Below are 26,714 nucleotides of genomic sequence, written 5' to 3'. Positions count from 1 at the left end.
GTTGAAATCATGTATGCAATCGCGAAGAGGAACAACGTCGCGTTCCCGCCCAATCGGGACGCATGGAAGATCGAGGTCTTCAACGATGACGACCCGAACCCAGTGTGGGAACGGCTCGCTTACGACCGGAATCTGATTCCCGGCAACATCGGGGAACAGCTTTGCTCAGAGCTGTCGATCGGGGGCTACAACGCCGCACTTGAGGATGTCGTCCTCGAGGGAGACCACTACCGGATCAACAACATACGACGTCGCGATTAGCGGTGTACGCATGTCATGCCACCCGGGGGCGAGAGTGTTCTGGCGACGGGTGTCGATTTCCGAAGTCGACTGCACAGCTCTCGGGCACCATCGCGTCGTGCCACACTGGCGCGCATGGCAATCAGTTGGCAGGAGGCGGAAGACCTCGCTGTCATTCACATGCACGTTCTCGGCTTCACAGATGCGAGAAAGACGGCGGGCGGCGCCGATCGGGGGATCGATGCTGTCTCGGTGCGCGCGGTTGCACAGGTGAAACTTCTCTCTCAGCCAGCGGGCTCTCCCGACATCCAGCGCCTCAAGGGAGCGGCCCACGGCAGCAAGAACGTCCTGTTCTACTCATCCGCGGGCTACTCCCGCGCTGCCATCAGCGTGGCCGACGAGCTGGGCATCGCTCTTTTCTCATTCTCGCCGTCGACGCTCGAGGTGGTCGCGGTCAATGACCACGCGAAGCGCGTTCACAAGATGGACGATCTCGACAATGCCACACCCGAACAGGCCGCCCATATCGCGGAGTGCATCAGCGAGTTCAGACGACTACACAGCGAGGCCGGCATCATCCTCATCGCGTTCGGGGAAAGGCACGAAGATGCCCAGCGTCAGCGGGGCAGACGCTGGAAGGGGATGGATCACGATGTCGAAGACGTAAAACGTGTGATTCCGCAGTTCCAGGAAAAGGCTCGTACTGCGAACGAACTCCTGCAGCAGCAGCAGTTTGACGAGGCCGTCGACGTCATGCGGGAGGCGAACGCCGCCGTGGTGAGCTGGTTCAACGGCGCGCGCGTAAACGATGACGACTTCGTTCCATACCGGCGGGCTGCGCTTGAGCGAGCCCGGCGCGGCGACTTTCTATCAGATGTGTGATCGGGCATCCGAAAGAGCATCCCGTAGGGTGCATTCGTGGCTCTCGATGCGTCCGAACTGCGCGAACTCCTGGACGAGCTTCTTCACGCGTGGGAGGCGGAAGGTCATCCGACAGAAATGTCGCAGCCCCGAGCCCGGTCGGGGAAGCCGATTATGAAGGCGGACGTCGCGCGGATGTTGTCCGTGGTTGGCCTCGCCCGGCACGTCCACGAGACGGCACGCGCCATCCGGGCGCTGATCGACGGCGATCATCGCAATGCTGCCGTGCCCTTGGTAAGGCAGGCGTACGAATGCGCATTGACTGCGACCTGGCTCGTGCAGAGCGAGGACCACGACGGTGTGAAGGCGTTCATGCACGAGTACGCGAGGCAGCAGTTCAACCTTCAGTCGACGTTGAAACGAGCGATCATATCGACGTTCCGTGACGGTGCCGGCGACGTCGCGGACACGAACCTTGAGGATCACGATGGATCGACGGACAATGCTCGCCACTTTCAATTGATCTGTGAGGACCTCGCCCCCGGTGGCACCGACGCCTACATCTACTACCGGGTACTCAGTTCGATCAGCCACGCAGGGGTACGTGTTGTGGACCTCTACTTCTCGCCACCCGAACCCGGGGAAATGTTGCCGCTGCCGCGCTCGACGCCCAACACCGCTCTGAGTGACGACCTTCTTCTCTTCCTGACGGATGCGTGCATGGTGTGGAGTGGGCGGGCGGTGACCTACATCAGCAAGAACGACTTCTACCGCAGCTCCCTACGCAGAGCCGCGAAGAAGCTCGACATAACGTCCGAGATCCAGCTAAGCGATGCCTACCGGAAACGACATGCCGAGGGCCGAAACAAGGCTCGGGCAGCAGCCGAGCGGAGCCGCTGACCAAGAACCGCCCGCGAGCAGGAGCAAGGTGGCGAAGGAAGCATCGTCTCGTAACCCATGGAATATGAGGCGTCTCGCATCGAGTCCGTGCACGAACCGCCGATTGTCGATCTCCGAAGTCGACTGCACAGCTTTTCGAACTCGACTGCACAGAGGCCGGTCAGCGTGCCCGAGGGGATCCTCATGCGGACGTTCCACCAGAACCCTGCTCCCGAAATCGTCTGTCCCCAACCAGGTTTCGAGAGATCGCCGGCTCCTGGCCAGATCGCCGAGATACCTCGTGGGCCGCGATAGTCGCCGCCCCGTCGTCGGAGCACAGTGATAGAAAGCTGGGGTGCCCACGATTCTCACGTTCACTGATCATCTGCGGCTGATCGACGAACGGTCGGCCGCCTTCCGCGCTGCGGTCGCCGCGGCACCCAGCCTCGACCTGCAGGTGCCGACGCATCCTGGGCGAACGCTGTTCGATCTCGTGCAACACGTGGGGATGGGCCGCCGCAAATCGGCCGCTATCGTCGCCGCAGGGCCCGCGGACGCGCCCCCGGAGAAGTCGCTTTGGGATGACGGCCTGGGTGCGCCTCGGGAACGACAGGCTCTTCTGGCCTGGTGGACCGAGTCCGTTGAGCAACTGACGAGCGTATTGCGTGAGGTCGGCCCGACCCTCGGTTGTTGGACATGGTGGGATGACTCGCCGTCACCGCAGACCTCCGGCGCCTGGGCGCGGCGACAGGTCTGCGAGATCGGGGTGTTCACCTACGACGCCCAGCTCACCGGGGGTGCCCCGGAGCCGATACCAGCGGAGGTCGCCCTCGACGGCTTCGACGACTGCCAGTTCACCCTCTGCGCCACCACGGTCGCCTGGCCACACGAACCCGCCGTTGTCGACTACCACGCAATCGAGGGCCACTCCTGGCGCCTTCACCTTTCCCACGACGGCGCAAAGGCCGCCCGCCTCACGCCCGCTGCCGGGGAGAGCCCGGACCCGATCGACGCCTCCGCCCGGGGCACGGCCAGTGACCTCGTCCTGTTCTTCTACGGCCGCATTTCGCTGGATTCGCTGAAGTTCGAAGGCGACCGTCGTATCTTCGATCAGCTCGCAGCCTGGGACCCGTCCGTGTGACCATCCCTCAACGCGAAGCGTTCCCGGCCTGCTAACGCACCTACTGCGGGCTTCCCGCTACACGTACGGCGCATAGTGAAGTCGTCGCCCCCATCGATGCCAACCCGGCTGCGGAACCAGGAGTGAGAGGCACCCGTCGAGGTCGGTGAAGGACATCGTCTTGCCGTCTTCGAAGGTGATGACTACGCGGGATCGGTGGATGCCGAAGGTCTCAGTCACGCGGCCATCGACGACAGCGCCGAGGATTCGCTTGACCAGCCGGAAGTTCTGGTCAGAGTACTCGAGTTCGATTCGACAGTTCGTCTGGCCTACGCCCACGACCAGTTCGCCGAACGCGACCACGTAGGCCGGGCATCCGTCGCCCACACGAGGCTCCATAGTCAGATCCGCAACGATCCCGTTCGAGTCGGGATCTCGAGAGCTGCTGATGCTGGCGTTCTCGCCGGCGATACTTCGAAGGAGCAGCTCGAGGTCGTCGAATCGAGCGAGGATCTCCCGCTCGTCCCAATCGGGCCCGCTGGTCACTCGAGTCAGCATATGTCGGGCAGCGGCGACGCCGATCGTGGCCATCGTCGGCAGCAGGTCCGTCCGCCGAGGTCACGCGGACGATCCCGCAGTGCGACGATCCGATGGTCTTTCGCGACCACTCAGCGGTGACGTGGGCTATCCGCGCGCGAATACGTTGGTCGCGACTTCGCGGTGCAACTCGGGCACCGGAGCACCATCGGGCCGGACGGTGTAGCCACCGCTGGGACCGCCGACTGCGAACTCGGCGCCGCCACCACCACAGCCGATCACCCAGTCCGTAGCGTTCGGGTAGACCGCAAGGCAGACAGTCCCGGGCTCCTTGCCCTTGGCCAAGAAGAGCATGTTGCCGTCGTGCTCGCCAACGAACCGGCTAGTCGATGGCTCCAAGTCGTCGTCAGCGTAGGCGGGGAGATCTGCTGGAAGCGCGTCTGCAGCCACGGCTTCACGCTCCAAGACGGCAAAGCCTGATCCCGAATCGATGCATCCTGTCAGCGCGAGTACAGCGAACAGCGAGGTGCCGGCGAGCGAGGCGATCTTGCAGGGCGATGCCATGGCCGAATGCTCCCACGTCAGCGCCTGCCACGTCGAACGGGACGCCGACCGCTGCCCATCCTCAGCGGTCATTTCGAATCGGGTTACGCTGCAGCAGTGAGACGCCGCCGCGAGGAAGAGAGTGGTTCATGGTTCGCCATCGCCCTCGGGATGCTAGGCATCCTTGCGATCGGAGTTGGGATGTGGTGGCTCGCAGCCCTGCTCTATGCGTCCGTCGATGGGGACGTCCTCGTGCCGGTCGATGAAGGACGCTGGGCGGGAGCCCCGACTCTCTTCCTCGTCGCCTTGTTCGGGTTCGGAGGGCTCGCCGCAATCGGCGGGTTCGGCTTTCTCAGCTGGCTCATGCTAATCGCCGCGGCGGAGGGTCGCCGTGGACGCAAGTAGTGCACGGACGATCCCTCGACGAGATCGTCGGGTCACGAGCCACGGAGACCGCATCAGGCGACTGCGCCGCCAGCTGTAACCTTCGGGGGTGCTGTTTGCCCCCGTCATCCTGCTGTACCTCCTGGTGGCAGCCGGGGTGGTGATCTTCGTCATGATCTGGACGATCATGCGATCGCGGCAGCGCGGCATTGCCGCGATGCTCAGGACGGTCGGAGTCTCGGCCGCTGTCGTTCTCCTGACGACCGCTGCCGGGGTCGTCTGGGTTCTGGTCGAGTGGCGGTCGCCCGTCGCCGTATCCGCCAGTGACCTGGTCGGGCGCTGGGTCAGCGAGTCTTCGGAGGGCACGGCCGCGATTGAACTGAGATCGGATGGGTCGGCGAGAGTCGAGGATGTGCCGTCCATGGCAGCGTGGAGCTTCGAGTGGCTCGATGACGCTCCCGACCTCCCCGAGACCTTCACCGGCGAGGCGGCATGGGTGCCGCCCCCATCGCCCCGCGTCGTTCTCACTTGCGAGGACGGAGAGTCGATCAGTCTGCAATGGCAGACAGTCGAGAGTCCTACCGGAGCGATGTACCTGGAGTTCATCGCCGGCGATCCGGACTCTCCCAGGTACTTCGGTGAGTTCACACGTACCGACCCCGACGAAGCCCACGCTTCGGTCAGGTCGTCCGAGCCGGCGTGCTAGAACCGAAGCCGATGTCCATCCGGACGCAATCGGTGACCGCCAGCGCGCGGATGACCGTCATTAGGGGCAGGCATCGGCTACGAACTCTTCGGGATCGCCTATGCGGGAAGCGGTGAACCGGTCAGGATCCCGGTACATGACTTTCCCGGGCTCGAGCTTGGCGATGTCCGATGCCTCAAACCAAACGGAAGCGAGATTGGCACCGGAGCTGAACGGCCACGCCGCTGTCCCCTCGGCCCAAGCAGCAAGTTCATAGCGCTGACCTGCCTCAATCTGGACGTCGGCGTTCAGGAACGCATACTCCCGGACATCCTCGGAGCCGTCCATCTCTACTCGCGATAGCCGATTCATTGCTCTGCCGTCGTGGTCTACTTCGATCACGGCGACCCCGGCGACGCGGTTCTCGCAGGGCTCGAAGACCGCCACCGGCTCGCCGTCCGGGTCGAGACTGATGCCCACGAGCCCGCGCTCGGCCGCTGTGCATCCTACGAGCACGAGACAGGCGACAGCCACACCTGCTGTCGCAACAAATCGTCCCGGCCCACGCGTACCCACCTCAGAAGCATGGCATCCCGTCTCAACCGGCCACCCAGACATCGGCCCGGTAGCCGGTCCTCTATCGACTGACTTCGGCCGGGAGCCGCGGACGAATCACTCGGCGCGCGCACCAACTTCGTCGCACCGGATCAGCCGTGAGAAGAACTCGTCGAACGATGCAGCGATCCGCCGAGGAATGCGGTCTTCGTCGACGTAGGCCACAGAGGGGTCGCCGTCCGGCCCTGATCCCGAGTAGTCGAGCATGACCGCATCGTGCCCGCCTGAGGGCGTATCGCAGATGACCACGCCGATGGCTGGGTAGCCCCATTCAGCGATCATGTCGATGCTTCCGAGCCCTTCCGTTGAGTCGATTCCCCACGCTCCGCCGATTCCGCGAATCGCGCTGATCTCGAAGTGGTCTGGCGCCCAGGATGTCGGGAGGTCTGTCGGGAAACATCGACGCAGCGGGGTGCCGCCGTTTCTTTGGCGGAGCAGCTCTGTGTATGCGCGCGGGAGCCGCACTCCCAAGTGCCGCTCGGCCGCTTCGACCATTCCGGGCTGCAGGCGCGGTCCCGTGTAATAGTCGTCCGGTTCAAAGGGGTCAGCCACGAAGCATCCGCCTACCCCGGCACCGTTCCGTCGAAGCGCGGCTCTTTTCGTTCATCGAAGCCATTCTCCGCGCGATCGTATGTCGCCTGGTAGCCGGTCGCGACTCGGCGAAACCGCAGGCAGCAAACGACGTCTGCCGCCAAGATGGTCCGAATCTCCGAAAGCCGTTGCAGAAGGGTGCCCGATGAAGGGGCGCCAGCTGTAACGCTCCATCCGCTCGGACATCCCCTCGGCGCGATCCGGTCGCTTCGCCGCTGGCGGGTCGATCGGCGTCGCCATTATGGTGAAGCGTGCGATGAGATGCCCGACGGTGGACCGCCGGAAGGAACTCCATTTCGCACACATCTCAGGGAGGCTGGAAGGAGCTCGTAGTCACTTAATAGTCACAAAATCGAGATCACGTTGCTTCACTCGAGTTCACACTTCCCCGTGATTCCGGGGCCCGTGAGCCCGAGTGAAGTCGAGTGAATCACTACTGGATAACTTCTGCTTCCCAAGCAGACAGCGCGGGTTCGATTCCCGTCATCGGCTCTTCGCAAATTCCCTGATCAGATGCACTTTCCATGCTCCGGCAGCAGGCATGCAAATCCCACGTATCGCACGGAAACAATCCACGCGGATGCACTTCGATAGGTTCACTGCGCTGATCAGGGATTTCGACTAGCATCGAGCGGCGACTCTCGATTGCAAAACCGCTCTCGTAGTCACTTAATAGTCACAAATTCGAGCGGACGTTCGCCTCAGACCTCCAGCTGTCGGATCTACGTGGTGTGGTGCGTGAGCTGGGACTGCAGCGCTTGGGAGAGCTCGCCGTCGCGGACCGCGAGGGCGAGGTCAGCCGCACCTCCTGCGGGACTTGTGTGAGCGGGCGTGAGCGTCGTGCCATGATCGGCCAGGCGCCTTTCGAGACGCGCTCGGATGATCGAACCTGATGCGACGAGTCCGCCGACCGCCGCGATCGGTCCATCGATCCCACGCGCCGCTGCGAGCAGCGTTTCGGCGAGCGCATCGGCTGCCTCGTCGAGCAGCGTGTTCGCCAGTCGGTCGCCGTCTTCGGCTGCGGCGATGACCTCGGGCACGAAGGACGCGAGCAGGGCTGAGCGCTCGGCGGTGCCGTAGAGGTCGCGGACCAGGTGCTCGACGTCGCCGAACCGGCGTCTCAGGGCCTCGGCGAGTGCCGGCGAGGTGGGCCGGCGTCCGGCTGCGCCAGCGACTGCCGCTTCCAGGGCTCGGCGTCCGATCCATGCGCCGCTACCGAGGTCGCCGAGCAGGTGGCCGAGCCCGTCGACGCGACGCCATTCGGAGGCGCCGTCGCTTGCGACGGCGACCGCCCCGGTGCCCGCCGCCAGCACTGCGCCCGCACCGAGGCCGACGGCTCCCGCGTATGCCGCGACTGCGTCGGACATGCATAGGACGTCTGGTGCGCCGAGTGCGACGGCGAGATCGCGGGCGAGCGCCGACGAGTCAGCGGTGAAGAACCCGCCGCCAGCGATTGCCACCGCAGCGACGTCGACGCCGGTATCGATTCCAGCGTCGCGCAGATGACGCAGTTCCGATTCGATCTGTTGCACCACGGAACCCGCGTCCAGTCCGCCGGCCCCGATGGTCGGGCGCGTCTCGCCCTGCCGCTCGGCGATCACGCCGCTGCGGTCGGCGAGCACGATGCGGTATCCGCTCGCTCCGATGTCGACGCCGAGATACCCGGAGCCGGGACCGATCGGCCGGCGAGCGGCCCGCGCGAGATCGAGGGTGGCGCGCACGTCGCCGCCGCTCGCGTGGAGCGAATGCCGGGAGGCATCCGCGCTCAGCCCGGTGGCTAGCATCACCAGGGCCAGCTTGGTGTCGCCGTCGGCCGTTGTGAGCGCTTCGACGACCGCGGGCTCTGGCATGCCGCTCGCCTCTTGCAGGAGGCGGATGACGCGGCGGCGGAGTTTCTCGTTCGTCGGGACGACGTCGATCATGAGGTTCGAGAAGGTGCGGCCCGATCGCACCATCACCGCGGTGGAGAAGGAGTGCAGCACCAGCTTCTGCGCGGTGCCGGCCTTCATCCGCGTCGACCCGGTGACGACCTCGGGCCCGGTCGCGACGCAGAGGTGCAGGTCCGCCAGTTCGGCGAGGCTGGCGTTGGGGTTGGATGTCACCGCGACGGTGTGCGCGCCCAGTGCGCGCGCCTCCGCGAGCGCACCTGCCACATAGGGTGTGTGCCCGCTTGCGGCGAGTCCGAACACGATGTCGCCGGCGGCGACCGACGCGATCGCCTCTCGGCGGCCGGCCGCTTCGCTGTCTTCGGCGTCCTCGACGGCGGCGGTCATCGCACGGGCGCCGCCGGCCATGTGCGACACCACCAGCCCGCTCGGCACACCGTAGGTCGGCGGCACCTCTGCCGCGTCGAGCACTCCGAATCGCCCGGATGTGCCGGCGCCGAAGTAGTGGATGCGACCTCCGTGACCGATACTCGCCACCGCACGTTCGACGACACCGGCAAGGAGCGGCAACACGGCTCGAACCGCGTGGGGTACGCCCGCGTCTTCATCGTTGATGAGCTGGAGCAGGTCCAGGACGGGCATCCGATCGATCTCGACCGATCGCGGGAGGCGGACCTCGGTGGGCGAGGGTGTCACGGCAGAGTCGTGGACGGTGTCGGAGAGGGTCACTTGCCGCCCTTCTCGGAGCCGATGACGTACGGGGCCACTGCCTCGTGCATGGCGTCCGCCGCGTCGACGGAGGCGTCGAATCTGCGGTGGGCGAGGAGCACGAACAGCACGTCGACGATGGCCAGCTGTGCCATCCGCGATGCGACGCCGCCGCTGCGGAACCGCAGCTCCCGCGCCGCGGTCAGCAGCACGTGGCCGGCGACCCTGGCCGCGGGCGAGGCGGCGTCACTGGTCACGACTACGGTCGCGACTCCTCGTTCTTTCGCGGTCTGGAGGAGGTCGACGACGTCGCGTGCCCGACCTGAGTGGCTGAAGGCGATGAGCACGTCATCGGGGCCGTACATGGTGGCGAGCATCAGCGCCGAGTGCACATCGTGAGCGGCCGTGGCGGCGCAATCGCTGAGGTTCAGCTTGGCTGCGGCATCGAACGCCGCGGTCGCGCTCGCGGCGACGCCGTAGGTGAGCACGCGGCGAGCGTCGGCGAGCAGGTCGACCACGGTCGCAAGCTCGATTTCGTCGACCTGGGCCAGTGTGACGTCGACGGCCCGGGTGTCCGCGTGGGCGACCTTTCGTACGATCTCCGACAGCGGGTCGGCGGGGTCGAGGTCGCCGAGCATCGCGATGCCGCCGTCGACCTCCTCGCCATTGCGCCGGCGGTCGCCGGAAACGGCCAGGCGCAGACGGAGATGGGCGTAGCCGGGCAGGCCGATGCTGCGGCAGAACCGCGTGACGGTCGCCTCGGAGCTCCCGGCCAGCTGTGCGAGCTGTCCGATGGTCTTCCCGCTGGCGCCCACCGGGTCGGCGAGGATTACCTCGGCGATCGCGCGCTCGGCGGTGGAGAGTGTCGCACGTCGCATCTCGATGAGCTCGAGCACATCTGGGGCGGTAGCGGTGTCGTGAGTCATCGGATGGGTCCTTCCAGTCGGGTGACAGGGTTTGTCGAGAGGTTCGGGTCGAACGAGGGCATCGGTGCCTCGCCGGGGAAGAGGCAGAGGCCGGCGAGTCGGCCTGCGCGCACCGCGGTGTCGAGGGCATCGCCGTCGGCGGCGACCTGGTCCGGGCTTCGCGGTGGCCCCCAGTCGTGGCCGCCGCTGAGACGTCGGTCGCTGGTGGTCTGCAGCATCGCGATGACGGGGCGCCGTGCGCGCAGCGACGTCTCCTCCGCGAGGTGGATGCTCGATTCGGCGTCGAGTCCGGTCATCGCCTGGTACGTCATGACGGCGAAGCCGTCGACGGCGGTGGCGAGTTCGTCGACGTCCTGGCCGTAGTCGCGGCGGCGGCGTTCGTGGTCGACTGGAACGAGGAACATCCCGGTTGCCGTGCCGGCCTCCCGCAGGATCGTGGCGAGTCGGGTGACGACGGCGGTGATGGTCATTGCGCGGAACGCCGTCCAGGGATCCGCGAGGCGCTCAGCGATGACCTGAGCCGAGGCGGCGGCATCCGATGGGTCGATGCCGGCGCCGTCGAGACCGCGCTCGGCGAGGTAGGTACGGAACCGCGTCAGCGTGCCGGGGTCGAACGACGCGCGACGGGGCGATCCTCCATGACGACTCTCAAGCTCCCAGTGGCCGGGCCACCGCGCGAAGTCCAGGAAGACGAGGTCGGTGGGCGCGTCGCGGATCTGACGCGACAACTCCTCAGCGAGCCGGTCATCGAACGCCGGATCGCCGGGGACGATCCCTCGATACCACTCCATCGCGGACAGCGGCACCCCGTCGGCACCGACCGGGCGGGTGCCGCCGGGCACCCTGCTGGCCGGGTCGTGATCCGAGTAGCAGGTGAAGGAGCCGATGAGGCGGATGCCGGCGTCCGCGGCGATCGCGGCGACGTCGCCATCGATCACCGCGAGCTTCGTCACGAGCGCCTCGATTCCGTGGCTCGACGCCGCTCGGGCCCAGGTGCGCAACTCGTCCCGGCTCCAGGATCGGATGGTCGACGGTCGCAGGTACGCGGACCTGCGAGGTAGGACGGCCGCGGTCACGAATCGCTCCAGGCGCGACGGGCCGCGAGGATACGTTCGCGCGCCTCGCCGACTTCCGGCAACGGCGATGCCTGCAGCAGCTGCACGGTGTAGGGGTGCGTGGGTCGCTCGTAGATCTCCTCGACCGGCCCGGTCTCCACGAGGCATCCGCTTCGCATCACGGCGACACGGTCACTGAGGTGCTTCACCACTGCGAGGTCATGGGCGATGAAGAGCAGGGCGAGCCCCAGCTCGTCGCGGAGCCGTTCGAGCAGCGCGATGACCTGGGCCTGCACCGATACGTCGAGCGCCGAAACGGGCTCGTCGCAGAGGAGGATGCTCGGTCGGGATGCCAGGGCACGGGCGATTCCGACGCGCTGTCGCTGACCGCCTGAGAATGCGGCCGGGCGGCGGTCGAGCATGTCGTCGTCGAGGCCGACAAGTCGCATGAGCTCGTCGACGTCGGGAGCGTCGGCGACCGCGCAGGCGCGGGCCTCTTCCAAGGACTGGCGGACCGTGCGCAGCGGATTGAGCGCGGCGTACGCGTCCTGGAACACGAACTGCACGCCCCGTCGGTCCGGGTGGCCGACAGGCAGGTTCGTCACGTCGGCCCCTGCGACCTCGACGCGCCCTGAGGCGACGGGCATCAGGCCGGAGATCGCTCGCGAGAGGGTCGACTTGCCGCATCCGGACTCACCGACGAGGCCGAGCGTCTCCCCCGGCCGGATCTCGAGGCTGACTCCGTCGACCGCGTAGACGGGCTCCGTGCGCCGAAGCAGGCGCCGGCCGCCCGAGACATCGACGCGCAGGTCGGTGACGCGGAGGATGGGCGCCGAGGCCCCGGCACCGTCGTGCGCCTCCGCCACGGGCCGACCGGCCGTGCGGGCCGCGGCACGGTCGATTCGCGGCACGGCATCCAGCAGCATCCGCGTGTAGTCCTCCGCCGGCGAGGTGAATAGGTCGCCGGCGGATGCCGCTTCCACGACCACGCCTCGTCGCATGACCGTGACCTCGTCGCAGAGCTCGGCGACCACTCCGAGATCGTGGGTGATGAACAGGGTGGCGAGATCGAACTCGTCCTTGAGTTCGCGAAGCAGTCGGAGGATCTGCGCCTGCACCGTCACGTCGAGCGCCGTCGTCGGCTCGTCGGCGATCAGCAGTTGGGGGGCGTTGGCGAGTGCCGCGGCGATGACGACGCGTTGGCGCATGCCCCCGGAGAACTCATGCGGGTACGCCCGGGCACGCTGCGCCGCGCGGGGGATGCCGACCCGGTCGAGCAGTTCGATCGCGCGGGTCCGTGCGGCGGCACGGTCGACTCCGTGCGCCTCGAGGGCTTCCGCGACCTGCGCTCCGATGCGCATCGACGGGTTCAGCACCGAGAGCGGATCTTGGAAGATCATCGCGATCCGCTTGCCGCGGATGCTGCGCCATTCCGGCTCGGGCAGCCCGAGGAGTTCTCGGCCGTCGAAGCGGATGCTCCCGCCGGTGACACGGCCGGGCGGGCGCAGCAGGTTCATGACCGAACGGGCCGTGACGGACTTGCCGGAGCCGGATTCGCCGACCAGCCCGACGACCTGTCGGGCTGCGACGTCGACGCTGACGCCACGGACGGCCTCGATCGCGGCGGGGCCTTCGCCGAATTGGACGTGGAGGTCACGTACGGAGAGCAACGCGGACGACGCGTTCGCGGGATGCTGCGAATCGGTCATGGCGGCTCGGGCGGTGTCGTCGACGACGCTCACGGCCGTCCTTCCTTCCGGGTGATGGCATCGGCGATCAGGCTGAACCCGAGGACGAGCAGGAACAGCAGCGCGGCGGGTCCGAGTACGTACCAGGGCTGCTGCTCCATGTACCGGGCGCCGCTGTTCAGGAGGACGCCGAGCGACGGTTCGGGTGGCTGCACGCCGAGGCCGACGATGCTGAGCGAGGATTCGAGGAAGATCGACGCGGTCACGGCGACCACCATCTGCGCGATCATCGTGTCGACCGTGTGCGGCAGGATGTGGCGCATCATCACGCGCCCTTTGCCCACGCCGAGCATTCGTGCTGCCAGCACGTAATCGCGATGCTCCTGGGCGAGGAGCGTCGCCCTGGCCAGCCTGCCGAAAGCTGGGAGGGCGTAGATCGTCATGGCGATGACGAGCGCCGACCACCCGGGCCCGATCACGAGCGCCACGCAGATGCCGAGGATCAGGCTCGGGAATCCCATGATGAGGTCGAGCAGCCGCTGCGCGAGGCTGCCGAGCGGCCGGCTGACGGCGCCGAGCAGGCCGAGCAGGGTGCCGATGATCGCGGCGACGGGCACCGCGATCGCGACGAGGGACAGGTCGGTGCGGGCTCCGAAGATGCTGCGGACGAAGACGTTGCGGCCCACTTCGTCCGTGCCGAATGGGGCGGCCAGGGATGGGCCGGCGAGGGCGTCGCGGCTTTGCTGGTCGTATCCGCCGGGGAACAGCAGCGGCGCGGCGAGGGCGAGAGTGACGAGGAGGAGGACGATCAGGCCGCCGAGGACGCCGCGGGGCGAGCGGAAGGCGGTGGTGTAGCGATGGGCGACTGCCCGGAATCCCGAACGGTGCGTCGCGGACGTGGACTTCACCAGGGTGTCGGTGGCGGTCATGATGCGGCTCCCAACCGGATGCGAGGATCGAGGGCGGCGACCCCGAGGTCGGTGAGCACCTGCATTGCCACTGCGACCGCGACGGCGCCGACGATGAGGATCTGCACGACGAAGTAGTCACGGGTCTGGACGCTCGTGACCGCGAGGCTGCCCAGGCCATGTCGGGCGAAGATCGCCTCGATGACGATCGCTCCGGCGAGCAGTTCACCGAAGCGCAGTCCGATGGTGACCAGTGCGGGAGCCATGCTGTTGCGCAGCACGTGCCTCCGCACGATCGTCGAACCGGGGACCCCCTTCGCCGTGGCGAGGTCGACGAAGTCCTCTGCGGCGGTGCCGATCATGGATGCCGTGACCAGGCGGCCGATCGCGGCGGCCTGTGGCAGGGCGAGGGCGAGCGCCGGAAGGATCAGGTACTGGATGCCGATGATCGGGTCCTCGGCCAGGGAGACCTCGCCCGACACGGGCAGGATGGGCACCGCGATGCCGAGCAGGAGGATGAGCAGGAGGCCGGTGAGGAACGGCGGCGCCGCGAGCAGTGCCGAGTTCACCGCATCGAGGAGGCCCCGCGTCAGGGGACGGCGGGTGGTCGCGGTTGCCACCCCGAGCAGCACTCCGATGGCGACCATCAGGATGCCGGCGACCAAGGCGAGTTCGATGGTGCTCGTGAGCCGTGCGGCGATGAGCTCCGAGACCGGGCGGTTGGTGGTGAAGGAGGTGCCGAGATCGCCCGTCAGCACGCCGCCCATCCAGTCCAGGTACTGGGTGAGGATCGGCTGATCCAGACCCATCTGCTCGCGAATCTGCGCGAGCGTCTCGGGGGACGCATCCGATCCGGCGACTGCCGCGGCCGGGTCACCGGGCGCCAGGCGGGGCAGGGCGAACGCGACCACCGTCGTCGCCAGCAGGAGGAAGGCGACCGAGGGCAGCCGCCGGATCAGATACGCGATCATGGCGTCACTCGGCCAGAAACGCGTCGGTGGCCACGAGGCTGCCGAGGGTGACCACGTCCAGTTCCTGGAGCGCCGCGGTGTGCACGTGGTACTGCGGCGCGACCGCGATGATGTGGTTGAACGACTGCTCGAGCATGTACGCCGAGAGCTCCTCGAGTGCGGCGGCGCGGGTCTCGTCATCGGCCCCGCGCACGGCGGCCTTCAGTTCCGCGTACTCGGGCGTGTCGAAGTGGGACGGGTTGCCATCGCGAATCGACGGCATCGCGTCGATGATCGTGGCGGACGAGAAGCCGACCATGCCGTGCAGGAGCAGGAACGACTGGCCGAGGGTGCCCTCGACCTGGCGCTTGTCGTAGTCGGGCAGGTCGAGCGCCTCTGCCGTCACGTTCAGGCCGACCTCGCTGAGGTTGTTCTGGACGATCTCGAACAGGTTCTTCATCACCGGCAGGTTCGCGAAGGTGATCGTGAGGTCGGCGCCGGCCGCACCGGAGGATTCGAGGAGCTCGCGTGCCTTCTCCGGGTCGTAGTCGAACCGGTCCGCGAGGTCGTCCGGGTAGCCGGGCGATCCGGGCGTCCACCACAGGTCGGTGATGACCGCGTCGCCTCCGAAGACCTGCTCCGCGATGCGCTCGCGGTCGAGTGCGTACCCGAGCGCCTGGCGTGCTTCGGGAGTGTCGAACGGCGCCTGGTCGACGTCGATCCCGAAGGGGTAGAAGACGCCTCCGGCGTTCTCGAGGACGTAGTCGGCGTCGTCTGCAAGCAATGCGACGTCGCTCTGCGGCATCCCGATCGCGACATCCGCCGCGCCGGCCTTCAACGCCGACTGGATGGCGGTGGCATCGGGGATGATCGAGACCTCGACGCCATCGAGGTACGGGCCGCCGTCGCCCCAGTAGTCCTCATTCGCGGCGAGCTCGATCGAGGCTCCCGGGGTCCAGGCCTCCCAGGTGAACGGGCCGGTGCCGACGACTTCGGCCCCGTCCGCGATGCCCGGCCAGGACGCTTCGTCGACGATCGGCGTGAGGTCGAGCAAGTCGAACAGGCTGTCGCTCGGTTCGGCGAGGTCGATCACGACCTCGGTGTCATCGACGGCCTCGATCGATTCGATGTTCGCCGCGACCTTCGCGAGCTGCGAGCCGTTGGCCGGGTCCTTCACCTGCTCGAGGGTGTAGACGACGTCGTCTGCGGTGAACGGGCGACCGGAATGGAACGTGACACCCTCCTGCAGCTCGAGAGTGAGCTCCGTCCGGTCGTCGTTGTACTCCCAGGCTGTCGCGAGCAGCGGCTGCGGTTGGGATTTGTCGTCGATCTCGACGAGCGACTCGAACACGAGCCGGCGCCAGGACCAGTTGCCGGCGCGGTTCGCCATCACGAACTGCGGCTGGGCGTCGGCTGCGGCGGCGACGCGGAGCGTGCCACCCTCAACCGGCTCGCTGGCCGGTTCGGCAGTGGCATTCTGCTGCGCGACCGCACAGCCGGTGAGAAGCATGGCCGCGCCGAGGAACAGCGCGGTGGTGCGCGTGACCGGAGCGGCGAGACGCCGCGCCCGGGTAGTGGGTTCGTTCATGTTCTGCCTCTGGGCCCTTCGTCGGGGGTGGCTGGGCCGCTCGTCAGCGGCGGGTTGCGGTCAGCATAGGAAACTCATTTTCGCGCTGTCAACTGTTGTGTGAAATTTTCCTGCATACTGTTGCCGTGGGGCGCTCGCCCTCCGTGACCGACAGCAGAGGAGCTACATGGCCGAGGTTGTGATCGTCAGCGGCGAAGAAGCGGCCGCGACGCTGGTCACGGCGGCGATGCTGGAACTCATACGTCGGAAGCCGGACGCCGTCGTCGGCCTGGCGACCGGCTCCACCCCCCTGGCGAGCTATCGGTTGCTGGCAACCCGGATATCGGACGAGGGACTGGATGTGTCACGTCTGCGAGCGTTCGCGCTGGACGAGTACGTGGGCTTGCCACCGCAACACCCGCAGAGTTACCGATCGGTGATCACGCGCGAGGTGACCGAGCCCCTTCGCTTGACTCCAGACCTCGTGCATGTGCCCAGCGGCGACCCGGCGAGCATCGAGCATTCCGCCGCCGACTACGAGACGGCGATCCGCACTGCTGGCGGCATCGACCTTCAGATCCTCGGGATCGGCAGAACCGGACACATTGGGTTCAACGAACCCGGATCCTCGCTCGCATCCCTGACCAGGGTGAAGACGCTGGCCGAGGCGACCCGCGCCGACAATGCCCGATTCTTCGCGGCGGCGGCCGAAGTGCCAACCCACTGCATCACCCAGGGAATCGGCACCATCCTGCGGGCGCGGCACCTGTTGCTGTTGGCGTTCGGATCTGCAAAGGCGGGCGCGATCGCAGACGCGGTGGAGGGACCCGTATCTGCGACACGGCCGGGTTCGGCCATCCAGCTGCATCCCCACGCGACCGTGATCGTCGACGAGGACGCTGCATCCCAGCTCCAACTCGCCGACTACTATCGCCACGCGTGGAACAACAAGCCCGAATGGCAGGGGATCTGACCGACCGGGGGCCGGGCTCGTAGCACCTAATCGTCACAAAATCGGCATCACGTTGCTTCGCTCGAGTTCACACTCCCCCGTGATTCCGGCGCTGGTGAACCAGAGTGAAGCCGAGAGAATTGCTACTGGATATCTTCTGCAAGCAGACAGCGCGGGTTCGATTCTCGTCATCGGCTCATCGTCCGCTTAGGCGGATTAGATCCTGTTTTCATCGATGCATCGACATTGATCGATTCGATTTGATCTCGTCGCGTCCCCGGTGACTCACGGTGAATATCTCAGTTTGTCTTCGTGGACGCGCTCGACCCTCCAGCCGGCCCTTCCACCGCCACCGCGATCGGCCGGTGGTCATCACCCGCGTCGAGGCGTTCACATCCGAGGGCCGAAGATGGCCCCCCAAACCTGCCTCATCGGCAACACGCCGTCCCCGGCGACGAACTGCAAACGACGCAGTTCCATTTGGAACTCCTGGCCGCCGGTCGCGGTCTCCTGCACGGGAAGGTGCATGGCGAACGGCCGGTCGAAGTCGGTCGTCGCCGCGTTGACGATGGCGAAGCCAGGGCTCGTCTGGGCGGTCGGGTAGACGATCCACACGGTTCTGCCCGGCTCGCTGCATGGAATGAGCACGAGGTCCTCGCCCTGGGTCACACGTTCGACGCCGACGCACAAGTCGGTCCGGATGCCGTAGGGCGCGTAGATCTGCTGCACAGCGACCCGGGAGCCGTATTCCTCATTCGCTTCCGCGGACACCATGCCGTCTGCGAAGAAGTCCGCGACCGTGGCCGACTGGCCCTGAGCGGTGGTCGTCGCCCCGCCGGGTACGAAATCGAGGGACGAATCGGTGCCGCTGGCCGGCCTCAGTCCGACCGGCTGACCCACTTGGGCGTCTCCTCCCTCGAGGACCGCCTCGACGAAGGACGGGCCGAGCTCCGTGCTGAACACGGATATGCACGCTGGGCCGCATTCGGGAGTGGCCGCATTCGCCGGCGCTGCCGTCGCGACGCCCATCGCGACGAGGAGCGAGATCGTCGACGCCAGCGCGAGCGTCCTCCTTCTCCTGGAGCGCGGTTGAAGAGCTGGAACGGACATGCTGGAACTCCTCTGGTAACTGACTCGAACGGCTGGACGCCACGGGCGGCCATCCGACGTATCCACGGCGGATCCCGGTTAACGATGAGCGGTCAGGGGTTTCGGCGACCCCGGCGAAGCCACTGGTGCATCCCCTAGTCAAAGGGCCGACCAGCTCCTCGGTCTGCTCCGGTGACGGCGCCTCGCGGAGACCACGACTCAGGCGTAGCGGACCTCGCTGACGTCGACGGTCAGTGGAACGTGCGCAGTGTCCGGAGAACGGTCGAGACGTCGGAGGTAGACCCGGCGGCTCCTAGGGAGTGTGATGCCGTCGACGGTGACGTGGTCGTACGAATACTGCGTCGTCCGTGAGAAGTCGTTCACCTCAGGCTGGAGGTCGGTCCGTCGGAGACGATACTCCTCGTCGAAGTAGTACAACTGGGTTTGGTTGTGGCTATCCACCTCGGGTGGGAAGGTCACGCGCAGGCCGCGCCACCGTTCCCCGTGCTCTGCGTGTCCCTCGATCTCGCCGCTCGTGGTCCCCGGGAAGGTGAAGTCGAACGGCTCGAGGAGGTAGTGCCAGGTCGTGTAGCACCGGAAGTAGGCCGCTTGAGCGACGTCCCATGGCGAGCCCCGCGAGTATCCGTCGAAGGTGCGACGCGGATCGGTCATCTCTTCGATGACGTCGCCGTTCGGTTCCATGACGACGATCCAGTCGCGTGACCTGTCGAAGATCATCTGTCGTCCACTGGCGACGTTCGTCTGCCGGATCCATTGGTCGCGCACCCTCGCCTCGACGACCGCCCCGCCGAGAAAGCTCGGATGGCCCTTCTCGCCCCACAGGGTGCCGCCGTAGTCCACACGAGCCGTCACTCTCGAGAACGATGCGAGGCGAGCTCCACCGTTCGCCTCGACGACCTGTTCAAGCAGTGACGCCATACACATACCCTCGCACTCTGCCGTCTCCTCCGGTCGGATTCGACGGGCTCCGCATGACTGGTCGCTCAGCGCACCGCCGACCAGTAGGTCGACCCGTGACGGTGACGGGTGACGGTGGCGATCTCGCGCGCCAGGCTCGGTCAGGCCACCCACGGCTAGGAGGAACCGATGACGACGCAGACAAGAGATCTCTTCCTCATCCAGGATCTCGAGGACTCCGAGAAGACGGGCGGACTGAGCGCGCGTGAGCGATCCGCCCTCCGCCAGGTGGGCGACTGGATCGAGTCGTTCATCACACAACCGCATGCCCATCTCGGCCGCTCCGGACCGATCTGCCCGTTCGTCCCCGGCGCGCTGGACCGAAACACCCTGTGGCTCGCTGCCGAGACGATCGGAGACCGCGGCCCGAGCGATCTCGTGGACCTCATGAACGACTACAGGCGGCGCTTGCTGCAGGCGGAGCCGATCGAGGGCGAAGGCGTCGACGGCAGGGTCATCGTGGTCGTCTTCGTCGACCTTCCAGCCGACCGCGCGGCCGACGTGTTCGGGGGAATCCTGGACGAGGTCGCCGCCGCTTCGTACGTCGACGAAGGAATCGTCTTCGGCCCGTTCTACGAGGGCAATGACGGCACCGCCATCTACAACTCTGAATTCCGCCCGTTCCAGTCGCCTGTCCCGTTCGTGTTCGTGCGTCACGGTGTGGTGAGCGACTGGAAGTTCTTCCTCGACGACGATGACTGGTTCGGGCGCTGGGCCGAGCGATACGGCGCAGCCGGCGCAGCTGCCCTGCGTGAGCCGCTCCGGCGCCTGCCGTGGAGGGAACATCCATCTCATTGACCGACGTCCGCACCGCGTTCGTTGCAAACCCCGAACCTCCCTCGTACGCTGGAATATACATCGAGATTCCCTCAGATATCTGCTGACGATCGTGCTATTCGCGTTCGGCGACCCCGTCGAGTAAATCGACGGGGCCGCGGCCGTAGGGGGATGCCTCGAGGCGCTTCCGAGCGCGGTAACCGTGTGCGGGGTCGGGGAAGAGGTCGGACGTGGGTCTGGACGAGGCGGTCCTGCTCGGGCGTGCCGATGAACGCGCCGTGCTCGACCGCCTCCTCGTCGAAGCGCGGGCCGGTCGCGGAGCGGTGAAGGTGATCCGCGGCGAAGCCGGCGTCGGAAAAACTGCGCTGCTGCGGTACTGTCGCGATCGCGCTACTTCCGCCTTCCAGCTGCACACGACAGTGGGTGTCCAGTCGGAGATGCAACTGCCCTATGCGTCATTGCACCAGCTGTGCCGATCGCTGCTCGTCCATCTCGACTCACTGCCGGCACCGCAACGGGGGGCTCTGGGCGTGGCGCTCGGACTCGTTGAAGGGCCGCCGCCGAATCCCTTTCTCGTCTCCCTGGCAACGCTCAATCTCATGTCTGAAGCTGCGGCGCACCAGCCGATCCTCTGCGTGATCGACGATGCCCAGTGGCTTGACAGTGCATCGTCGCAGGCGCTGGGTTTCGTTGCCCGGCGACTGCTGGCCGACTCGGTGGCGATGGTGTTCGCCGTGCGGGAACCGACGTCGAATCGCGAGCTCGACGATCTCCCCGAACTGCGGCTCGATGGACTCCCCGATGACGATGCGCGCGTCCTCCTCGCGTCGGTGATCCGCGCTCCGCTCGATGTCGATGTGCGGAATCGACTACTTGCTGAGATGCGCGGCAACCCGCTGGCGTTGCTGGAGCTGCCCCGTCGTCTCGATTCGAAGCAGTTGCCGGGGTTGGCCACTCGCCGTGGCACGAAGGACCTCGCGGAGCGCATCGAGGACTCCTTCGTGGACCGCCTCGCCGGGCTCTCGCGCGACGCACGCCTGCTCCTCTTGCTCGCTGCGGCCGAACCCGGCGATGATCCCCTCCTGCTCTGGAAGGCCGCCAAGCGGCTCGGGATCGATGTCTCATCGAGGAAACTCGCCGCCAGCGACGGGCTCCTGTCCATCGACGGTGGGGTGCGATTCCGCCACCCACTCGTCCGGTCGGCCGTCTACCGGTCGGCCGACCCAATCGATCGACGAGCGGCGCACCTCGCGCTGGCGCACGAGACAGACGCCGTCGCCGATCCGGATCGACGTGCCTGGCATCTCGCCGCTGCGGCAGTCGGGCCCGACGAGGCGGTGGCCAGTGAGCTCGAGAAATCCGCGGGACGGGCGCGTGCGCGGGGCGGACTCTCGGCGGCCGCGGCGTTCCTCAGGCGGTCCGTTGCGCTGACCGAGAACCCGAGCAGACGTGCCGAACGCGCGCTCGCTGCCGCGCACGTCAGCCTTCACGCCGCCGAGTACGAGTCGGCGCTCGACCTGCTCGAGAGCGTCCGGTCAGGCTCACTCGACGAACTCCAACAGGCCAGAGCGGAACTGCTCCGCGCCCAGATCGTCTCCGCGTCCGGAGCGCTGGGCCAGACACCAGCGCTACTCCTTGCGGCGGCCGAGCGACTCGAACCACTGGACATGGCGCTGGCGAGGGACTCGTACCTCGACGCTTGGGGCGCAGCCCTCTTCGCCGGAAGTCTCGCCAACGCGAACATGCGCGACGTGTCACGGGTGGTTCGTTCACGGCCGATCCGGCCGCCTCACCCACACGCATCGGATCTGCTCCTCGAGAGCATGTCGGTCCTGATGACGGATGGGCGCGAGCCGGCCGCCCCATTGCTCCGCCATGCGATCGAGCGCTTCCTCGCTGAAGAGTTGCCGGTCGACAAGGGCATGCGCTGGAGCGTGATCGCCTCCATCGCCTCATTGGAGATCTGGGACTTCGAGAGTCGAGACGCCGTGCTCACCCGATTCCTCAGGATGGCCCGCCAGGCCGGGGCACTGGCTCCCCTCGCGTTCGCCCTCAACGGCAACGCGATCACCGCGGCTTGGACCGGCGACTTCGAGGCGGCGGCACGACTGTGCGCTGAGGCTGAGGCCGTCACCGAGGCCACCGGGAGCCGCGTGCCGCCCTTCGGCGGCATGTTGTTCGCGGCACTTCGCGGCCAGGAATCCGTGGCGGTCGCGTTCATGGAAGGCAACGCCCGGGAGGCGAACGCCAGTGGTGCCGGCTTCGGACTCCAATGGGCCCAATGGACGACGGCCATGCTCTACAACAGCCTCGGGCGGTATGAGGAGGCACTCCGCGCTGCCCAGCGAGCCTGGGACCTCTGGCCGGACTGGTCCATCTCGATCTTCGCGGCCGCCGAATTGATCGAGGCCGCTGCCAGATTGGGTCGCTCAGGCTCGGTCTTGGCTGCGCACGATCGCCTGCTCGCGAGCGCCGACGTCGGCGGAACGGACTGGGGCGCCGGAATCGCTGCGCGCTCCACGGCGCTACTCACGGATGGAGCGGACGCGGAAGCCGCCTACCGGCGTGCTATCCAGCACCTCGAATCGACACGGCTGAAGCCGGAGATCGCCCGGGCGCATTTGGTATACGGCGAATGGCTGCGTCGGGAGCAGCGTCGCATCGACGCACGGGAGCATCTCCAGACCGCCCATGCGATGTTCGCCGAGATGCGCTCGGAGGGCTTTGCCGACCGGGCACGGCACGAGCTGCTGGCTACCGGTGTCGTGGTCGGTAAGCGCGCCGCCGTCGACCACGAGGAACTCACGTCGCAGGAAGCCCACATCGCACAGTTGGCCGCGGATGGGCATACCAACGTCGAGATCGGGGCCAAGCTGTACCTGAGTCCCCGTACCGTCGAATGGCACCTGAAGAAGGTGTTCCTCAAGCTGGGGATCAGCTCCCGTCGCGCGCTGCGGAGCACGCTTCGCAATCGCCCGCAGGAACTCGACATCGAAGCCGGCTGAGACCCTCGTGGGTTCCTTCCCTCGCCGTACGCACGCCGATGCTACGCGCCTGTGGTGACGCGCTCCTCCGCCCCAAGGAGAAGCATGCTGTCCGTCCAGAGACGATCGAGTTGACGGGGGTCGTTGAACAGCTTCGCAAAGAGCAACGCGCCTTCCAGTTGCGTGACGATCGCCTTGGCTCTGGCACGGGCGTCGGCTCGCCGGCTTGGCGAGAGATCCGACGCGGTTCGGATCGCTTCCTCGATCATGTCGACCTGCGCGTCGAAGATCTCCCGGAGTCTGGCTGTGACCGCGTCGCTCTCCGCGTCGCCGGCTTCGATGGATAGGTTCCCGAAGAGACATCCGGCCGCAGAACCGGTCCCCGTTGCCGTCTCCTTCTGCACGTCGGCCATGTACGCGACGAGTTCCCCAAGGCGGACCTGAAGGGGTGCCGATTGCGTGAGGATGCTCCGCCAAGCGCCGCTCTGCTGTTGCCAGTGGGCATCGATGACCGCTAGGGCGAGACCCTGTTTCGATCGGAAGAAGTGGTAGAAGCTCCCCTTCGGCACGCCCGCATCTGCCGCGATCTCGGCAACGCCGATCGAGGCGTACGAACGCTGGCCGAAGAGCCTCGTCGCCGAGGCGAGGATGCGCGAACGCGAATCGGATGTCCGGCCCATGACCGCATCCTACGACCGGCTGGGTGACCTTCGGCCGGATCCCCTACCCGAAGGTGAAGCAGAAGACCTGCGCTCCTGGCGCGAGGAACCGGATCTCGACCGTCCGCTCCCGGATCACTCCCGACTGACGGATCAGCTGGTGCACGTTCTGCTCCGCTAATGCCCCGCGACCCAGTCGGTCCACGTCGGCCCCGGCGGAGTCGCCCGGTGGGGTTCCGTCCAGGAGGACGACGAATGGAATCACTGCGCCGGCCTCCCCCGGTCCCATCACCAGGTTGACATCACGAGCCTGGAAGCGGAAGCGCACCGACCCATCCGCTGCGCCAAGCTCGAGCGACTCGGGACGGATGGTCCAGCGCCCCTCTACGCCCCACTGGTTCAGGGCTAGATTCCCCCCACTCCCCTGACTTCCGCCGAGGTATGTCTCCGGCGATCGGAGCGACGACCAGTCCGCGGCGACTTCTAGACCTGTAGGCGACACCGTCGCAAGATCTTCGCCCACGTCCATCGCGTCGGCTTCAAGGAGCAGCTGCTGAATGACCATCTCCGTCCGCGCGTACTCCCCTTCACCGAAATGGTGGTACCGCACCCGACCATGTGCATCGGCGATGTAGACCGCCGGCCAGTAGTGGTTCGCGAACTCGGTCCAGACCACCGCGTCATTGTCGATCGCGACGGGATAGGTGATGCCCAGCCGCCGCACCTGCTGCACTACGTTCTCCCGACGGCGCTCGAACGAGAACTCAGGCGTGTGGACGCCCACGATCGCGAGGCCCGAAGTTGAGTACGCCTCTTCCCAAGCGCGAAGGTACGGCAGGGTTCGAAGCCAATTGATGCAGGTGTACGTCCAGAAGTCCACGAGCACCACACGTCCTTCGAGGTCTCTGCTCGTGAACGGTGACGAGTTGATCCACGAGGTGGCGCCGTCGAGCGATCCCAGCCGCCCTTCGTCCGGCAATTGCCACTCGCCTCCGCGCCTCCGATGCGCGATCGCACGCGCCGACGCCCGTCGCTTCTGCGTCATATCAACTCCTCCTGCTCCCCACGAGGCCGGTGGGAATGCGGCACCCCGTGGCGGGGTTCTATCACTTAACTGAGTAGACGACCGGTCTACTACTATAGAAACGGAGATACACATGTGGCTCACGGACGTATTGCTGGGACGCAGCCCTCACACTCGGATCACTGCGACTGAGATGGCGGCGATGTTGACGGGAACACCGCTGCCCGTCACCCGTCTGGATGTCACGCCCCGTGACTCCGCGACGCGCGATCGCACCTAGCTGAGACATTGGCGACCGCCACTCACAACGGATCCCTTCTGTACGACACTCCCGCCGTCGGCTTCGATCGGGGAAATCTGCATCGGGACCGGCGGCGTCGTCGTGTCCGCAGGCAGCGCCAGAGGAGCCGCCCATTGCAGCAGCACCGCCCTCGCGGACCGGACCGGCCGCCAACTCCAGCCGTCGGCGGCCGGCCAAGCACCTCGCGCTCACCTAAAACCTGCTCGCGCATCGGGCGACCGGAATCTGCTCGATCAGCCTTTGGGCCGGCAGCAGTCACCCCCCTGCCTCCCGTCATCCCCTCCACGAATATCCTCACTCCCTGAGGGTCACCGGACGGGGGACAGCCCCGCACCCTGGAAACCCACTGGTCGCGCGCTACGAGCGCCGGGTAGTCGCCCCCGGATCGATCGAGGAACCGAAGCTCAGCCCCGCACGGCCGGTTCTGCCGCCGGCAGAGCGAAGCGCGCCAAGAACTCGGCTGCCCGATCGAGTTCGCCGTGGACCTCGATCGCTCCCGTTGCCGTGACGGACTTCAGCGTCTCATGGCGGAACATCACCGCTCGCAGCACCGACTCGTCTCCGATCAGGACAAGGTCCGGATCGGGACCGCTGGCCCGCGCCACCGAAATGTCGGCCAGACCGAGCTCGGCGTCGAAGGCGTCGTGACCGAGCCTGAGTCGCACGCGCCCCACGAAGCCAGCATTGGCCGAGGGTACGAACAGTGCCTTTAGCGCCAACGCGAACGCGTCGTCGCTCATCCTGGTTCCGGGCTCGACCGGCGTGCGCGCCCCCCACCGCGACATGGCGATGAGCACCGGCTCGAGGGCCTGACCCTCGGGCGTCAACTCGTACGCCTGCGTGCTGGCAGGGGGGCCCAGCATGGTCCGCCGGACCACGCCGGCCGTCTCCAGGTCTCGCAGCCGCTGGCTGAGCACGTTCTGGCTGATGCCGTTCAGACCGTTGCGCAGGTCGGTGAACCGCTTCGGGCCGAACACGAGTTCGCGTACGACTAGGAGCGCCCACCGCTCGCCGATCACATCGAGGGACCTCGCGATCCCGCAGGCGTCGGCAAACTTTCTCGAACTCATGGGAATAGAGTACCGCATTCGCACGGTTGACTCCCACATCAGGATGATTTAGTCCTAGAAAAGGAGTATCGACATCATGGAACTTAAGCTCGAAGTGGCCCTGATCCCCGTCACCGACGTGGATCGCACGATCGACTTCTACCGTCGGCTGGATTTCCGGCTCGACGGCGACTTCATCGTGGACGACTCGTACCGCGTTGTCCAGCTGACCCCGCCCGGATCGACCGCCTCGATCATCTTCGGCACGGGCGTCACCACATCGCCGGCGGGATCAAGCGACGGCCTGCTGCTGGCTGTTCGGGACATTGAGGCGACGCGGGCCGAGGTCGCGGCGCGCGGGATCGAGATCTCTGAGGTCTTCCACGAGGCCGAGGTCTTCATTCACCCGGGCAAGGAGCACCGCATCGCCGGCGCACACCCGGAGCGGGCCACCTACGGCTCCTACGCGACCTTCGCCGATCCCGACGGGAACCGCTGGATCGTCCAGGAGGTCACCGATCGACTCCCCGGCCGCTGAGCGGAACGAGACGGACGGAAGCGGACGCATGAACGACGACACCACGTACGACGCCATCCTCGGCCTGCTCACGGGAGCAGCCGCGGCGCACGGCATCTACGAAGCAGAAGAACTCGACGGCATCTACGACGAAGGCTGGCCCCAGTGGTATGCGGCGCACATGACCGTGGCGCTCGCCGCGCAGGGCTACCGCATCGTCAACGGCCAGGTCTGACGCCCA

The 26,714-nt window shown here is 66.7% G+C and carries 27 protein-coding genes; 11 read left to right on the top strand and 16 right to left on the bottom strand.

The genetic code is table 11. The features are described 5' to 3' along the window. Positions 1-9 precede the first annotated feature (9 nt). From WBQ80_RS07490 to WBQ80_RS07475, 4 genes are all read left to right on the top strand, one after another. A complete protein-coding gene (locus tag WBQ80_RS07490) occupies positions 10-261 on the top strand; it encodes a hypothetical protein (RefSeq protein ID WP_336571922.1) in 252 nt (83 codons plus the stop codon). Positions 262-375: 114 nt separating this feature from the next. Then, entirely contained in the window at positions 376-1,122 is a 747-nt protein-coding gene (locus tag WBQ80_RS07485; protein WP_336571923.1) for a restriction endonuclease, read from the top strand. A 36-nt stretch (positions 1,123-1,158) separates the two neighbouring features. Beyond that, complete coding sequence (locus WBQ80_RS07480; RefSeq protein WP_336571924.1) at positions 1,159-2,001, top strand: DUF5677 domain-containing protein; 843 nt, start codon at positions 1,159-1,161, stop codon at positions 1,999-2,001. 334 nt (positions 2,002-2,335) lie between these two features. Further along, a complete protein-coding gene (locus WBQ80_RS07475) occupies positions 2,336-3,121 on the top strand; it encodes a maleylpyruvate isomerase family mycothiol-dependent enzyme (protein ID WP_336571925.1) in 786 nt (261 codons plus the stop codon). 57 nt (positions 3,122-3,178) lie between these two features. Here the strand turns inward: WBQ80_RS07475 and WBQ80_RS07470 are convergent, their stop codons facing one another. Together WBQ80_RS07470 and WBQ80_RS07465 are read right to left on the bottom strand one after the other, a co-directional pair. Next, a complete protein-coding gene (locus tag WBQ80_RS07470) occupies positions 3,179-3,691 on the bottom strand; it encodes a hypothetical protein (RefSeq protein WP_336571926.1) in 513 nt (170 codons plus the stop codon). A gap of 93 nt (positions 3,692-3,784) precedes the next feature. Next, entirely contained in the window at positions 3,785-4,201 is a 417-nt protein-coding gene (locus WBQ80_RS07465; protein WP_336571927.1) for a hypothetical protein, read from the bottom strand. Between the two features lie 96 nt (positions 4,202-4,297). Between WBQ80_RS07465 and WBQ80_RS07460 the strand changes: the two genes are divergently transcribed. Together WBQ80_RS07460 and WBQ80_RS07455 are read left to right on the top strand one after the other, a co-directional pair. Then, positions 4,298-4,585, top strand: a complete 288-nt coding sequence (locus WBQ80_RS07460; RefSeq protein ID WP_336571928.1) for a hypothetical protein — start codon at positions 4,298-4,300, stop codon at positions 4,583-4,585. Positions 4,586-4,673: 88 nt separating this feature from the next. Beyond that, the gene (locus WBQ80_RS07455; RefSeq protein WP_336571929.1) at positions 4,674-5,270 is read left to right on the top strand and encodes a hypothetical protein; all 597 of its coding nucleotides are present in this window, start codon (positions 4,674-4,676) and stop codon (positions 5,268-5,270) included. A gap of 60 nt (positions 5,271-5,330) precedes the next feature. Here the strand turns inward: WBQ80_RS07455 and WBQ80_RS07450 are convergent, their stop codons facing one another. The 9 genes from WBQ80_RS07450 to WBQ80_RS07410 form a co-directional block, all read right to left on the bottom strand. Further along, a complete protein-coding gene (locus tag WBQ80_RS07450; RefSeq protein ID WP_336571930.1) occupies positions 5,331-5,729 on the bottom strand; it encodes a hypothetical protein in 399 nt (132 codons plus the stop codon). 192 nt (positions 5,730-5,921) lie between these two features. Then, positions 5,922-6,416: an SMI1/KNR4 family protein gene (locus tag WBQ80_RS07445; protein WP_336571931.1), complete on the bottom strand. Its 495-nt coding sequence runs from the start codon at positions 6,414-6,416 to the stop codon at positions 5,922-5,924. 761 nt (positions 6,417-7,177) lie between these two features. Beyond that, the gene (gene murQ, locus WBQ80_RS07440; RefSeq protein WP_336571932.1) at positions 7,178-9,070 is read right to left on the bottom strand and encodes an N-acetylmuramic acid 6-phosphate etherase; all 1,893 of its coding nucleotides are present in this window, start codon (positions 9,068-9,070) and stop codon (positions 7,178-7,180) included. Continuing rightward, on the bottom strand, positions 9,067-9,975 hold the full coding sequence (locus tag WBQ80_RS07435) for a MurR/RpiR family transcriptional regulator (protein ID WP_336571933.1): 909 nt from the start codon (positions 9,973-9,975) through the stop codon (positions 9,067-9,069). Before WBQ80_RS07435 ends, murQ begins: the two co-directional genes overlap by 4 nt. Continuing rightward, positions 9,972-10,928 (bottom strand): hypothetical protein, encoded by a 957-nt coding sequence (locus WBQ80_RS07430; protein ID WP_336571934.1) that lies wholly within the window; start codon positions 10,926-10,928, stop codon positions 9,972-9,974. The genes WBQ80_RS07435 and WBQ80_RS07430 overlap by 4 nt, the downstream gene beginning before the upstream one ends. A 119-nt stretch (positions 10,929-11,047) precedes the next feature. Continuing rightward, positions 11,048-12,772, bottom strand: coding sequence for an ABC transporter ATP-binding protein (locus WBQ80_RS07425; RefSeq protein ID WP_336571935.1), 1,725 nt, complete (start codon positions 12,770-12,772; stop codon positions 11,048-11,050). Further along, positions 12,769-13,647, bottom strand: coding sequence for an ABC transporter permease (locus tag WBQ80_RS07420; protein WP_336571936.1), 879 nt, complete (start codon positions 13,645-13,647; stop codon positions 12,769-12,771). The genes WBQ80_RS07425 and WBQ80_RS07420 overlap by 4 nt, the downstream gene beginning before the upstream one ends. Next, the gene (locus WBQ80_RS07415) at positions 13,644-14,597 is read right to left on the bottom strand and encodes an ABC transporter permease (RefSeq protein ID WP_336571937.1); all 954 of its coding nucleotides are present in this window, start codon (positions 14,595-14,597) and stop codon (positions 13,644-13,646) included. Before WBQ80_RS07415 ends, WBQ80_RS07420 begins: the two co-directional genes overlap by 4 nt. Positions 14,598-14,601: 4 nt before the next feature. Then, positions 14,602-16,164 carry an ABC transporter substrate-binding protein gene (locus WBQ80_RS07410; RefSeq protein WP_336571938.1) on the bottom strand — a complete coding sequence of 521 codons (1,563 nt, stop codon included), beginning with the start codon at positions 16,162-16,164 and terminating at the stop codon, positions 14,602-14,604. 166 nt (positions 16,165-16,330) lie between these two features. On the opposite strand from WBQ80_RS07410, the gene WBQ80_RS07405 reads away from it, so the two are divergent. Continuing rightward, positions 16,331-17,116 carry a glucosamine-6-phosphate deaminase gene (locus tag WBQ80_RS07405; protein WP_336571939.1) on the top strand — a complete coding sequence of 262 codons (786 nt, stop codon included), beginning with the start codon at positions 16,331-16,333 and terminating at the stop codon, positions 17,114-17,116. Positions 17,117-17,485: 369 nt separating this feature from the next. Here the strand turns inward: WBQ80_RS07405 and WBQ80_RS07400 are convergent, their stop codons facing one another. Both WBQ80_RS07400 and WBQ80_RS07395 read right to left on the bottom strand, forming a co-directional pair. Beyond that, positions 17,486-18,205: a hypothetical protein gene (locus WBQ80_RS07400; protein ID WP_336571940.1), complete on the bottom strand. Its 720-nt coding sequence runs from the start codon at positions 18,203-18,205 to the stop codon at positions 17,486-17,488. 198 nt (positions 18,206-18,403) lie between these two features. After that, on the bottom strand, positions 18,404-19,057 hold the full coding sequence (locus WBQ80_RS07395) for a hypothetical protein (protein WP_336571941.1): 654 nt from the start codon (positions 19,055-19,057) through the stop codon (positions 18,404-18,406). 234 nt (positions 19,058-19,291) lie between these two features. On the opposite strand from WBQ80_RS07395, the gene WBQ80_RS07390 reads away from it, so the two are divergent. Next, complete coding sequence (locus WBQ80_RS07390) at positions 19,292-19,960, top strand: DUF6875 domain-containing protein (RefSeq protein ID WP_336571942.1); 669 nt, start codon at positions 19,292-19,294, stop codon at positions 19,958-19,960. Positions 19,961-20,169: 209 nt separating this feature from the next. Continuing rightward, on the top strand, positions 20,170-22,944 hold the full coding sequence (locus WBQ80_RS07385) for a BREX system ATP-binding domain-containing protein (RefSeq protein ID WP_336571943.1): 2,775 nt from the start codon (positions 20,170-20,172) through the stop codon (positions 22,942-22,944). 41 nt (positions 22,945-22,985) lie between these two features. Here the strand turns inward: WBQ80_RS07385 and WBQ80_RS07380 are convergent, their stop codons facing one another. The 3 genes from WBQ80_RS07380 to WBQ80_RS07370 all read right to left on the bottom strand — a co-directional run bounded on the left by WBQ80_RS07380 (position 22,986) and on the right by WBQ80_RS07370 (position 25,977). Next, positions 22,986-23,603, bottom strand: a complete 618-nt coding sequence (locus WBQ80_RS07380) for a TetR/AcrR family transcriptional regulator (RefSeq protein WP_336571944.1) — start codon at positions 23,601-23,603, stop codon at positions 22,986-22,988. 43 nt (positions 23,604-23,646) lie between these two features. After that, on the bottom strand, positions 23,647-24,627 hold the full coding sequence (locus WBQ80_RS07375; RefSeq protein WP_336571945.1) for a redoxin domain-containing protein: 981 nt from the start codon (positions 24,625-24,627) through the stop codon (positions 23,647-23,649). A gap of 684 nt (positions 24,628-25,311) precedes the next feature. Beyond that, entirely contained in the window at positions 25,312-25,977 is a 666-nt protein-coding gene (locus WBQ80_RS07370) for a winged helix-turn-helix transcriptional regulator (protein WP_336571946.1), read from the bottom strand. A 94-nt stretch (positions 25,978-26,071) separates the two neighbouring features. On the opposite strand from WBQ80_RS07370, the gene WBQ80_RS07365 reads away from it, so the two are divergent. Next, positions 26,072-26,494, top strand: a complete 423-nt coding sequence (locus WBQ80_RS07365) for a VOC family protein (RefSeq protein WP_336571947.1) — start codon at positions 26,072-26,074, stop codon at positions 26,492-26,494. Between the two features lie 28 nt (positions 26,495-26,522). Beyond that, on the top strand, positions 26,523-26,708 hold the full coding sequence (locus tag WBQ80_RS07360) for a hypothetical protein (RefSeq protein WP_336571948.1): 186 nt from the start codon (positions 26,523-26,525) through the stop codon (positions 26,706-26,708). Positions 26,709-26,714: the final 6 nt, after the last annotated feature.

This window comes from Agromyces sp. CCNWLW213 (assembly GCF_037199545.1).
Classification (GTDB): Bacteria; Actinomycetota; Actinomycetes; order Actinomycetales; family Microbacteriaceae; genus Agromyces.
This window is presented reverse-complemented; position numbering and strand designations above follow the sequence as displayed.

Bases quoted from the DNA above. Each gene is read 5' to 3' on its own strand.
- WBQ80_RS07490 (WP_336571922.1), top strand. From the start codon at position 10: ATGTATGCAATCGCGAAGAGGAACAACGTCGCGTTCCCGCCCAATCGG.
- WBQ80_RS07485 (WP_336571923.1), top strand. From the start codon at position 376: ATGGCAATCAGTTGGCAGGAGGCGGAAGACCTCGCTGTCATTCACATG.
- WBQ80_RS07470 (WP_336571926.1), bottom strand. From the start codon at position 3,691: ATGGCCACGATCGGCGTCGCCGCTGCCCGACATATGCTGACTCGAGTG.
- WBQ80_RS07465 (WP_336571927.1), bottom strand. From the start codon at position 4,201: ATGGCATCGCCCTGCAAGATCGCCTCGCTCGCCGGCACCTCGCTGTTC.
- WBQ80_RS07435 (WP_336571933.1), bottom strand. From the start codon at position 9,975: ATGACTCACGACACCGCTACCGCCCCAGATGTGCTCGAGCTCATCGAG.
- WBQ80_RS07420 (WP_336571936.1), bottom strand. From the start codon at position 13,647: ATGACCGCCACCGACACCCTGGTGAAGTCCACGTCCGCGACGCACCGT.
- WBQ80_RS07415 (WP_336571937.1), bottom strand. From the start codon at position 14,597: ATGATCGCGTATCTGATCCGGCGGCTGCCCTCGGTCGCCTTCCTCCTG.
- WBQ80_RS07410 (WP_336571938.1), bottom strand. From the start codon at position 16,164: ATGAACGAACCCACTACCCGGGCGCGGCGTCTCGCCGCTCCGGTCACG.
- WBQ80_RS07405 (WP_336571939.1), top strand. From the start codon at position 16,331: ATGGCCGAGGTTGTGATCGTCAGCGGCGAAGAAGCGGCCGCGACGCTG.
- WBQ80_RS07400 (WP_336571940.1), bottom strand. From the start codon at position 18,205: ATGTCCGTTCCAGCTCTTCAACCGCGCTCCAGGAGAAGGAGGACGCTC.
- WBQ80_RS07390 (WP_336571942.1), top strand. From the start codon at position 19,292: ATGACGACGCAGACAAGAGATCTCTTCCTCATCCAGGATCTCGAGGAC.
- WBQ80_RS07380 (WP_336571944.1), bottom strand. From the start codon at position 23,603: ATGGGCCGGACATCCGATTCGCGTTCGCGCATCCTCGCCTCGGCGACG.
- WBQ80_RS07375 (WP_336571945.1), bottom strand. From the start codon at position 24,627: ATGACGCAGAAGCGACGGGCGTCGGCGCGTGCGATCGCGCATCGGAGG.
- WBQ80_RS07370 (WP_336571946.1), bottom strand. From the start codon at position 25,977: ATGAGTTCGAGAAAGTTTGCCGACGCCTGCGGGATCGCGAGGTCCCTC.
- WBQ80_RS07360 (WP_336571948.1), top strand. From the start codon at position 26,523: ATGAACGACGACACCACGTACGACGCCATCCTCGGCCTGCTCACGGGA.